Source organism: Streptomyces sp. NPDC001902 (assembly GCF_042891295.1).
Taxonomy (GTDB): Bacteria; Actinomycetota; Actinomycetes; order Streptomycetales; family Streptomycetaceae; genus Actinacidiphila.
In genome coordinates, this window is the sequence record NZ_JBIATA010000028.1 from 119791 (window position 1) to 128624 (window position 8834).

7 protein-coding genes are annotated in these 8834 nt (G+C 74.6%); 6 read left to right on the plus strand and 1 reads right to left on the minus strand.

The window, feature by feature from the left end; translation table 11 throughout:
• The first annotated feature begins 84 nt into the window (after window positions 1–84).
• Entirely contained in the window at window positions 85–2856 is a 2772-nt protein-coding gene (locus ACFYYN_RS34815) for a helix-turn-helix transcriptional regulator (RefSeq protein WP_500548878.1), read from the plus strand.
• 98 nt (window positions 2857–2954) lie between these two features.
• Here ACFYYN_RS34815 and ACFYYN_RS34820 read toward each other — a convergent pair whose 3' ends face one another.
• Window positions 2955–3131, minus strand: coding sequence for a hypothetical protein (locus ACFYYN_RS34820; protein ID WP_499512990.1), 177 nt, complete (start codon window positions 3129–3131; stop codon window positions 2955–2957).
• Window positions 3132–3237: 106 nt separating this feature from the next.
• Here ACFYYN_RS34820 and ACFYYN_RS34825 point away from each other — a divergent pair, with 106 nt between their 5' ends.
• The 5 genes from ACFYYN_RS34825 (at window position 3238) to ACFYYN_RS34845 (ending at window position 8743) form a co-directional block, all read left to right on the plus strand.
• Complete coding sequence (locus ACFYYN_RS34825; RefSeq protein ID WP_500332260.1) at window positions 3238–4173, plus strand: aldo/keto reductase; 936 nt, start codon at window positions 3238–3240, stop codon at window positions 4171–4173.
• 146 nt (window positions 4174–4319) lie between these two features.
• On the plus strand, window positions 4320–4775 hold the full coding sequence (locus tag ACFYYN_RS34830) for a MarR family winged helix-turn-helix transcriptional regulator (protein WP_499512988.1): 456 nt from the start codon (window positions 4320–4322) through the stop codon (window positions 4773–4775).
• A 77-nt stretch (window positions 4776–4852) separates the two neighbouring features.
• Window positions 4853–7267, plus strand: a complete 2415-nt coding sequence (locus ACFYYN_RS34835) for an MFS transporter (protein ID WP_500548879.1) — start codon at window positions 4853–4855, stop codon at window positions 7265–7267.
• A 146-nt stretch (window positions 7268–7413) separates the two neighbouring features.
• Window positions 7414–8262: a YceI family protein gene (locus ACFYYN_RS34840; protein ID WP_500332262.1), complete on the plus strand. Its 849-nt coding sequence runs from the start codon at window positions 7414–7416 to the stop codon at window positions 8260–8262.
• Between the two features lie 10 nt (window positions 8263–8272).
• Window positions 8273–8743: a PPOX class F420-dependent oxidoreductase gene (locus ACFYYN_RS34845; protein ID WP_499512985.1), complete on the plus strand. Its 471-nt coding sequence runs from the start codon at window positions 8273–8275 to the stop codon at window positions 8741–8743.
• Window positions 8744–8834: the final 91 nt, after the last annotated feature.

Consider the following 8834-nt stretch of genomic DNA (forward strand, 5'->3'; position numbering starts at 1 on the left):
TGGAATCACCAGTGTCTTCCTGTCATGCACGGAACATGATGCAGGACCCTTCCCTCCCGGTGGACGCCAGCAGACACTGGCGTCATGGAGGCCGGACGGAGCGACCCCGCCGCGTGGCCGCCGGCGCTGTACGGCCGGGACCGCGAACGCGCCCTCCTGGACGCCCTGTCGGTCCGGGCCCGGCAGGGCGGGGGACGGGCGCTGCTGCTGCTCGGCGGACCGGGCACCGGACGCACCTGCCTGCTCACGGACGCGGCGCGCACCGCCGCGGCGGCCGGTGCGACCGTGCTGCGCACCGACGGCGTACGGGCCGAGGCGCGGGTCCCGCTCGCGGCACTGCACCGCACCCTGCTGCCGGTCGCCCCGCGCGTGCGGGCCGTGCCGGGACCGTACGGCGTGGCGCTGGCGGAACTCCTCGCCGGGCGGGTGCCCGCCGGGGGCGAACTCGCGCTGGGCGCCGCGCTGTCCGGCCTGGTGGCCGGACTCGCCCGCCCGGCACCGCTGCTGTGGTGCGTGGACGACGCGCAGTGGCTGGACCCCGCGACGCTGCGCGCGCTCGGCATGGCGGCGCGCCGCCTCACGGGCCTCGCGGCCACCGTGCTGTTCGCCGCCGACGAGGGCTGCCCCACCGCCGGAGCACTGGAGGACCTGGACGTCCTGCGCCTGCGCCCGCTGGCGCCGGACGCCGCACGCCGGATGCTCGCCGACCGGTTCCCCGGATTGCCGCCGCGCGGCGCGGACGCGGTCACGGTGCTCGACCTGGCCGCGGGCAACCCGCTGGCCCTGGTCGAACTCGCCGGGGCGGCCGTGGACGGGCGGCTGCCGGAACCGCCCGCGCTGCCCGCGGGGAGCCGGCTGCGGGAGCGGCACCGGCAGCGCTTCCACGCCCTCACGCCGGGAGCCCGCACCGTGGTGGCGCTGCTGCTCTGCGGCGGGCCGCTGGCCGTACCGGTGCTGGAGTCCGCCGCCCGCCGCCGCGGGCTCGGCGCCGGCAGTGTCGAGGAGGCCCGCGCCTGCGGCCTGGTCGACCTGCGCGACGGGACGGCGACCGTACCGGGACGGCTGCTGCGCGCCTCGCTGACCGCACTGCTCTCCCCCGCCGACCGGCTGGCCGCGTACGCGACGCTGGCCTCGGTGCTGGACCCCCCTGCCGCCCGGCTCTTCCGGGCGCTCCACCGGCTCGACCGGTCGGCCTTCCCGTCGCCGGACACCGAACGGGAACTGGAGGCCGCGGCCGGGGCCGCCCGCCGGTCCGCCGGTCATGCCGCGGCCGCCGCCGCGTGGGAGCGGGGAGCCGCGGCCGCCGCCCGTCCGCACACCCGCGTCCGGTGGCTGGTCGCGGCCGCCGCCGACGCGCAGGCCGCCGGGGAGACCCGCCGGGCGCGCGGACTGATGCGCCGGGCCGGCGCACAGGGCGGCCCGGCGCCGGGCGGGGCGCCCGGCGCCCTGGTCCAGGGCGAGATCGAACTGCGCGACGGAGTGCCCGCCGTGGCCTGCCGCGACCTGACCGCCGCGGCCGGCCGGTTCCCCGCCGACCGGCGCGCACCGGCCGTACGGGCCCTGATGCTCGCCGGCGAAGCGGGGTGCGTCGCGGGCGACTTCGACGCCTTCTTCGGCCTCGCCGAGCGTGCCGACGCGCTGCGCCGCAGCGACGACCGGCCGGAACAGCGCCTGGTCTTCGACCACTTCGCGGGGCTCGCGGCGACCTTCCGGGGCCGGCACGACCGCGCGCAGTGGGCGCTGCGGCGGGTGGTCCGGCTCGCCGAGACGCTTCAGGACCCGGAGTCCGCGATCTGGGCCGCCCAGGCCGCGTACACCCTGGGGGACGCCCGGCGGGCGCACGCCCTGGCGACCGCGGCCGTGCACCGGGCCCGCCGGCAGGGCGCGGGCGCACTGGTGCCCGCGGCCCTGGTCTACGAGGCGCTGTGCGCGCTGGCGCTCGACCGGTACGCCGCGGCCGGGGCGGCCGCCGAGGAGGGGCTGCGGCTCGCGGAGGCGACCGGCCAGCGCAACCTCGCCGTCGACCACCTCGCGGTCCTGGCGCTGCTCGCGGCCCTGCAGGGCGACGGCGTGACCGCCGGGCTGCGGACGGCGGCCGCCGAAGGAGCCGTCGCGTCACGGGGGCTGGGCCGCCCCGGGGCCTTCAACTGCTGGGTCTCGGCCTGCGCGGACCTCGCCGCGGACCGGCCCGCCGACGCGCTGTCCCGCTTCGCCCGCATGCGCGGCGGCGCGGGCCAGGTGAACCTGGCGGTCCGGGGGATGGCCGCCCCCCACTTCATCGAGGCGGCGGTGCGCTGCGGGCAGCGGGCGAAGGCCGCCGGGGCGCTGCGCGCGTACGAGCACTGGGCGGCGGCGAGCCGCAGCAGCGTGCGGCTGGCCCTGGCGCACCGGTGCCACGGGCTGCTGGCGGAGGACGACGCGAGCGCCGTGGACCACTTCCGCGAGGCGCTGCGGCTCCACCAGGACGACGACACCGTCCTGGAGCTGGCCAAGACGGAGCTGTTCTACGCCTCCCGGCTGCGGCGCACCCGCCGGCCCGGCGAGGCCCGGGGCCTGCTGCGGGACGCGGTGGCGGTGTTCCGGCAGTTCGACGCCCGCCCTTGGGCGGAACGGGCCGCGGCCGAACTGCGGGCCGCCGGGGACCGGGTGGGCCCGGTGGACCGGGAGCCCGGGGGCCGCCGGGAGCTGACGGCGCAGCAGACGAGGATCTCCGAGCTGGTGGCGCAGGGCGCGACCAACCGCGAGATCGCCGATCTGCTGCTGCTCAGCACGCGCACGGTCGAGTACCACCTGCGGAACGTCTTCAGCCGGCTCGGGGTGCGCTCGCGCGTCGAGCTGGCCTCGCTGTTCCGCTGAGCGGGGGCGGGCCGCCGGACGCGGGCGCACGACGGCCGCCGGACGGCCGGCGACCGCCGGCGTCCGGTGTCAGTGGACGTGGTGGGGTGGCGCGCCCGTCAGGCGACCGCGAACCAGACCACGGCGGCGATCACGACGACGGCCGCGACGATGCCGACGATCAGCCCGGTCTTGTTGCCGCCCGCGGCCTGGGCCTGGGCGGGCTCCTCGTCGACGAAGGCGCGGAACATCTGGGTGTTGCCGGCCGGGTCGTAGTTGTTGTCAGGGGTAGTCATGGGGCAGGACCCTAGCGAAGTCACGCTGCGCCGGTCACCCCCGCCCCGTCGTTGGGAAGGGGAACACCCCGGGAATACCGCCCGTCCCCGCCGTGTCCAAGACCACATGGCACTCATCGGCAACTCTGATCTCGACGTCTTCCCCCTATGCCTCGGTGGCAACGTCTTCGGCTGGACCTCGGACGAGGCGACCTCCTTCGAGGTGCTGGACGCCTACGCGGAGGCGGGCGGCAACTTCGTCGACACCGCGGACGTGTACTCGGCGTGGGTCCCGGGCCACACCGGAGGGGAGTCCGAGACCGTGATCGGCTCCTGGCTCGCCAAGCGCGGCCGCCGCGACGACGTCGTCGTCGCGACCAAGGTCGGCTCCCACCCCGACTTCAAGGGGCTGAAGGCCGCGACCGTCAAGGCCGCGGCGGAGGAGTCGCTGCGCCGCCTGGGCACCGACCGGATCGACCTCTACTACACGCACTACGACGACCCCGCGACCCCGGTCGAGGAGATCGTCGGCGCCCTGGACGAGCTGGTCCGCGAGGGCAAGGTCCGCCACGTCGCGGCCTCCAACATCAGCCCCGAGCGGCTGGCGGCCTCGCTGGAGTTCGCCGAGCGCGAGGGCCTGACGAAGTACGTGGCGCTGCAGCAGCACTACAACCTGGTGGAGCGGGAGAGTTACGAGGGGCCGCTGCGCGAGGTCGTCGAGGCGCACGGCCTCGCCTCCGTGCCGTACTTCGGTCTGGCGCGGGGCTTCCTCACCGGCAAGTACCGGCCCGGCGTCACGGTGGACAGCCCCCGGGCGGAAGGCGCGGGCGCCTACCTGGAGTCGGAGCGCGGTCCGCGGGTGCTGGCCGCGCTGGACGAGGTCGCGGCGGCGCACGGCGTGGAGCCGGCGAGCGTCGCGCTGGCCTGGCTGCGGACCCGGCCGACCGTCGTGGCGCCGATCGCCAGCGCCCGCACGCCCGCGCAGCTGACCGCGCTGCTGGCTTCGGCGTCCCTGGAGCTGACCGCAGCGGAGCTGGAGCGCCTCTCGGAGGCATCTGCCTGACCTGCACCTTTTACCCGAAGACCCGCCTCCCTTGACCGGAGGCGGGTCGTTCCTTTTGGAGGTTTTTACCCGAAAGAATTTGCCTGCAGCAACCAACGTTCCTAAGGTTGCTTGAGGCAACCAATAAGAGTGGGAAGCGAGGCGCCATGGCGACGCAGGAGCAGTTCGCGGAGCTCGCGAGCCAGCTGCGTGCGATCCCGGTGGTCGCCCGCGAACTCAGCCGGGCCTGTCCACCGCAGTGCCCGCCGTCATCGCTCGGCGTGCTCTCGGTGATCAGCCGCCACGGTGAGATGCGGATGAGCCGGCTGGCCGAGCTGCTGGAGGTCGACATGTCCGTCACCAGCAGACACGTGGCCCACCTCGCCGAGCGCGGCTGGATCGACCGGCTGCCCGACCCCCACGACAAGCGGTCACGGTTGCTGCGCCTGACCCCCGGCGGCACGGACATGCTGCGCGCCGCCCAGGACGGGGTCGCCGAGGCGCTGGCCCACCACCTGAGGGACTGGCCGGACGAGGACGTCACCGAGTTCTCCCGGCTGCTGGACCGGCTGCGCAGGGACTTCGCCGCCGACTGCCGCCCCCGTACACATTCCACGACGTGAAGAGGATGACGATGGCAACAACCGCACCACCGACCGGTGTGCGGGGGACCGATGCCCACGCAGGACACGCGGCCCCCATGTCGCACCGGCAGATCATGGAGGCCCTCACCGGGCTGATCCTCGGCTTGTTCGTGGCGATCCTGTCGTCCACGATCGTCTCCAACGCCCTGCCGAAGATCATCTCCGATCTGAACGGCGGGCAGAGCGCCTACACCTGGGTCGTCACCGCCGCCCTGCTCTCCACCACCGCCACCACCCCGCTGTGGGGCAAGCTCTCGGACCTGTTCAGCAAGAAGCTGCTGGTCCAGCTGGCGCTGGTGATCTACGTGGTGGGCTCGCTGGTCGCGGGCCTGTCGCAGAACGCGGGGATGCTGATCGCCTGCCGTGTCGTCCAGGGCATCGGCGCCGGCGGTCTGACCGCGCTGACCCAGGTCATCATGGCTGCGATGATCTCCCCGCGCGAGCGCGGCCGGTACAGCGGCTACCTGGGTGCGGCCTTCGCCCTCGGTACGGTCGGCGGCCCGCTGCTGGGCGGCGTCATCGTCGACACCGACTGGCTCGGCTGGCGCTGGTGCTTCTACGTCGGCGTGCCCTTCGCGATCGTCGCGCTGATCGTGCTGCAGAAGACCCTGCACCTGCCGGTCGTCAAGCGCCGGGTCAAGGTCGACTGGGCGGGCGCCTCGTTCGTCACCGCCGCCGTCAGCCTGCTGCTGGTCTGGGTGACCTTCGCCGGCGACAAGTACGAGTGGATCTCCTGGCAGACCTACGCCATGGTCGCGGGCGCCGTCCTGCTCGTCCTGATCTTCGTCCTGGTCGAGTCCCGCGCGAGCGAGCCGATCATGCCGCTGCGCCTGTTCCGCAACAAGACGATCAGCCTGACCTCGGTCGCCTCGCTCTTCGTGGGCACCGCGATGTTCGGCGCCACGGTCTTCCTCAGCCAGTACTTCCAGCTGGCGCGCGGCGAGTCGCCGACGATGTCGGGCGTCATGACCATCCCGCTGATCGCCGGTCTGTTCGTGTCCTCCACCGCCTCCGGGCTCATCATCACCCGCACCGGGCGCTGGAAGGCGTTCCTGGTCTCCGGCGGCGTGCTGCTCACCGGCGGCCTCGCCCTGCTGGGCTCCCTGCGGGCCGACACCACGTACTGGCACCTGGCGCTCTTCATGGCGCTGCTGGGCCTCGGCGTCGGCATGATGATGCAGAACCTGGTGCTGGCCGTGCAGAACCAGGTGGGGGCCGCCGACCTCGGGGCGGCGAGTTCCGTCGTCACCTTCTTCCGCACGCTCGGTGGCGCGATCGGCGTCTCCGCGCTGGGCGCGGTGCTCGGCAACCGTGTGACGCACTACGTCAAGGACGGCCTGACCGCCCTGGGCGTGAAGTCCACCGGTGAGTCCGACGGCGCGATCCCGGACCTGGCCACGCTGCCCGCGCCGATCCGCCACGTCGTGGAGAGCGCGTACGGCCACGGCGCCGGCGACGTCTTCCTGGTCGCGGCCCCGGTGGCGTTCCTCGCGCTGCTGCTGGTGCTGTTCATCAAGGAAGTGCCGCTGAAGACCGCCAGCGGTCTGCAGCAGGCGGCCGGTGTCGCCGGCCACGCCGAGCAGACCCCGGTCATACCCGCCCAGGCCCCCGCGGCCGAGGCCGTCGCCGGGCCCGCGGCCGAGGCCACCGAGGCGGTCGGCGTGGCCGCACCGCCGGCCCCGGTGCCCGCCGAGGGCACCACGGTCCACGGCCAGGTGCGCAACGCCGAGGGCGAGGGCGTCGAGCGAGCCACCCTGACCCTGATATCGCTCACCGGCCGGCAGCTCGGCCGCGCCTCCACCCGAGCCGACGGCGGCTACACGCTGACCGCGCCCGGCGCCGGCTCGTACGTGCTCATCGCCGCCGCCGACGGCCACCAGCCGCAGGCGTCCACCGTGGTGGTCGGCGAGGAGCCCGTCCCCTACGACGTGGTCCTGGCCGGCACCAGCGGGCTGACCGGCACGGTGGTCGCCGAGGCGACCGGGATACCCGTCGCGGGCGCCGTGGTCGTGGTGACCGACGTGCGCGGCGAGGTCCTGGCCACCGGCGGCACCGGCCAGGACGGCGCCTTCGGCTTCCAGGACCTGCCCGCGGGCGACTTCACCCTGGCCGTCAACGCCACCGGCTACCGGCCGGCCGCACTGCCGGTCGAGGTCGCCGGCAACGGCCCCACCCACGTCGAGGTCCCGCTCCGCACCGGAGCCCGCCTGCAGGGCACCGTCCTGGGCGGCACCGCCCGCACACCACTGCCGGAGGCCCGCGTCACCCTGATCGACGCGGCAGGGAACGTGGTGGCCACCGCCACCACCGGCACCGACGGGGCCTACGCCTTCGGCGACCTGGACGCCGGCGAGTACGCGCTGGTCGCCGGCGGATACCCGCCGGTGGCCACCCAGGTCACCGTCGGCAACGACGCCACGGCCGGCCACCAGGACGGCTTCGACGTCGAACTCAACCACCCCGAGGGGTGAACCATCGGCCGGTCCGTGCGCCTGCGGAGACGCACGGGCCGGTGGACGGGGGACAGCGGGTCCGGTCGGACGGCCGGGCAGGGGACGGCCCGGGCCGTCCCGACCGGACCCGGCCGGGGGAACGCACCGAAGGGCGAGCGAGGTACATGAACACGACGGCAGGAGCCGGGCTGCGCGGGCGGATCCGGACGAAGGACGGTTGGGCGGTGCCGCACGCCGTGGTGACCGTCACCGACATGACCGGGCAGCAGATCGCACGGGAGGCGGCGGACGCCGAGGGTGCCGTGCGCACCGCCGCGCTGGCCCCCGGGGCGTACACCGTGATCGTGACGGCCGTGGGTTACCGCCCGGCCGCCGCGACGGCGCTGGTGACCGCCTCCGGCTCGGCGGACCTGGGGACCCTGCTGCTGGGCCGCGCCGGCGGCCTCGAACTGCCGCCACCCGGGCCGTGGACGATCGACCCGGCGCACTCCGAGGCCGGCGCGGTCGCCCAGCACCTTGGCCTGTCCACCGTGCACGGCCGCTTCAGGACCTTCGCGGGCCGGATCGACGTCGCGGAGCAGCCGCTCGCGTCGTCCGTCGAGGCCGTGATCGACGCCGCGTCGATCGACACCGGCAACGGCACCCGCGACGAGCACCTGCGCTCCGCCGACTTCCTCGACGTGCGGGAGCACCCCACCGTCAGCTACCGCAGCACCTCGCTGGAGCCGTCCGCCGGCGACCGGTGGACCGTCCACGGGGAGCTGACGATGCGCGGGATCACCCGCCCGGTCGACCTCGACCTGGCCTACCTGGGCACCGGGCCGGACGCCTGGGGCGGCGTGCGCGCCGCCTTCCGCGCGACGGCCGAACTGCGCCGCGAGGACTTCGCGATGAACTGGAACCAGGTCGTACGGGCCGGGATCGCCACCATGGGGACGACGCTGAGGGTCACCCTCGACATCCAGGCGGTCCAGGGGACGGCCCTCCCCGCCGTCCAGCCGCGGGAAGCATAGGCTGCCGTCCATGGCTGCCTACATCGCGACCAATACCAGCGTGCAACTCGACCAGTTGCTGGAATTCGTACGACCGCGCCACCGCGCCCTGCTGCTGACCACCCGCGCCGACGGCCGCCCCCAGGGCTCCCCCGTCGCCTGCGGGGTCGACGACGCGGGGCGCCTGGTCGTCTCGACCTACCCCGAGCGGGCCAAGGCCCGCAACGCCCGCCGGGACGCGCGGGCCTCCGTGATCGTCCTGTCGGACGAGTGGGACGGCCCCTGGGTCCAGGTCGACGGCACCGCCGAGGTCATCGACTCCCCCGACTCGGTCGAGCCGCTGGTGGAGTACTACCGCAACATCGCGGGCGAGCACCCGGACTGGGACGAGTACCGCGCCGCCATGGTCAGGCAGGGCAAGTCCCTGGTGCGCGTGACCCCGGAACGCTGGGGCCCGATCGCGACGGGCGGCTTCCCGGCGCGGCTGGCCCCGAAGGACTAGGTGCTGTTTCTCGGATCTCCTGACGTGATCATGCGTGTGGATTGACGCTGTTCAGCATGGTTGGCCGTGGAGACCTGACGAATGCGGAGTG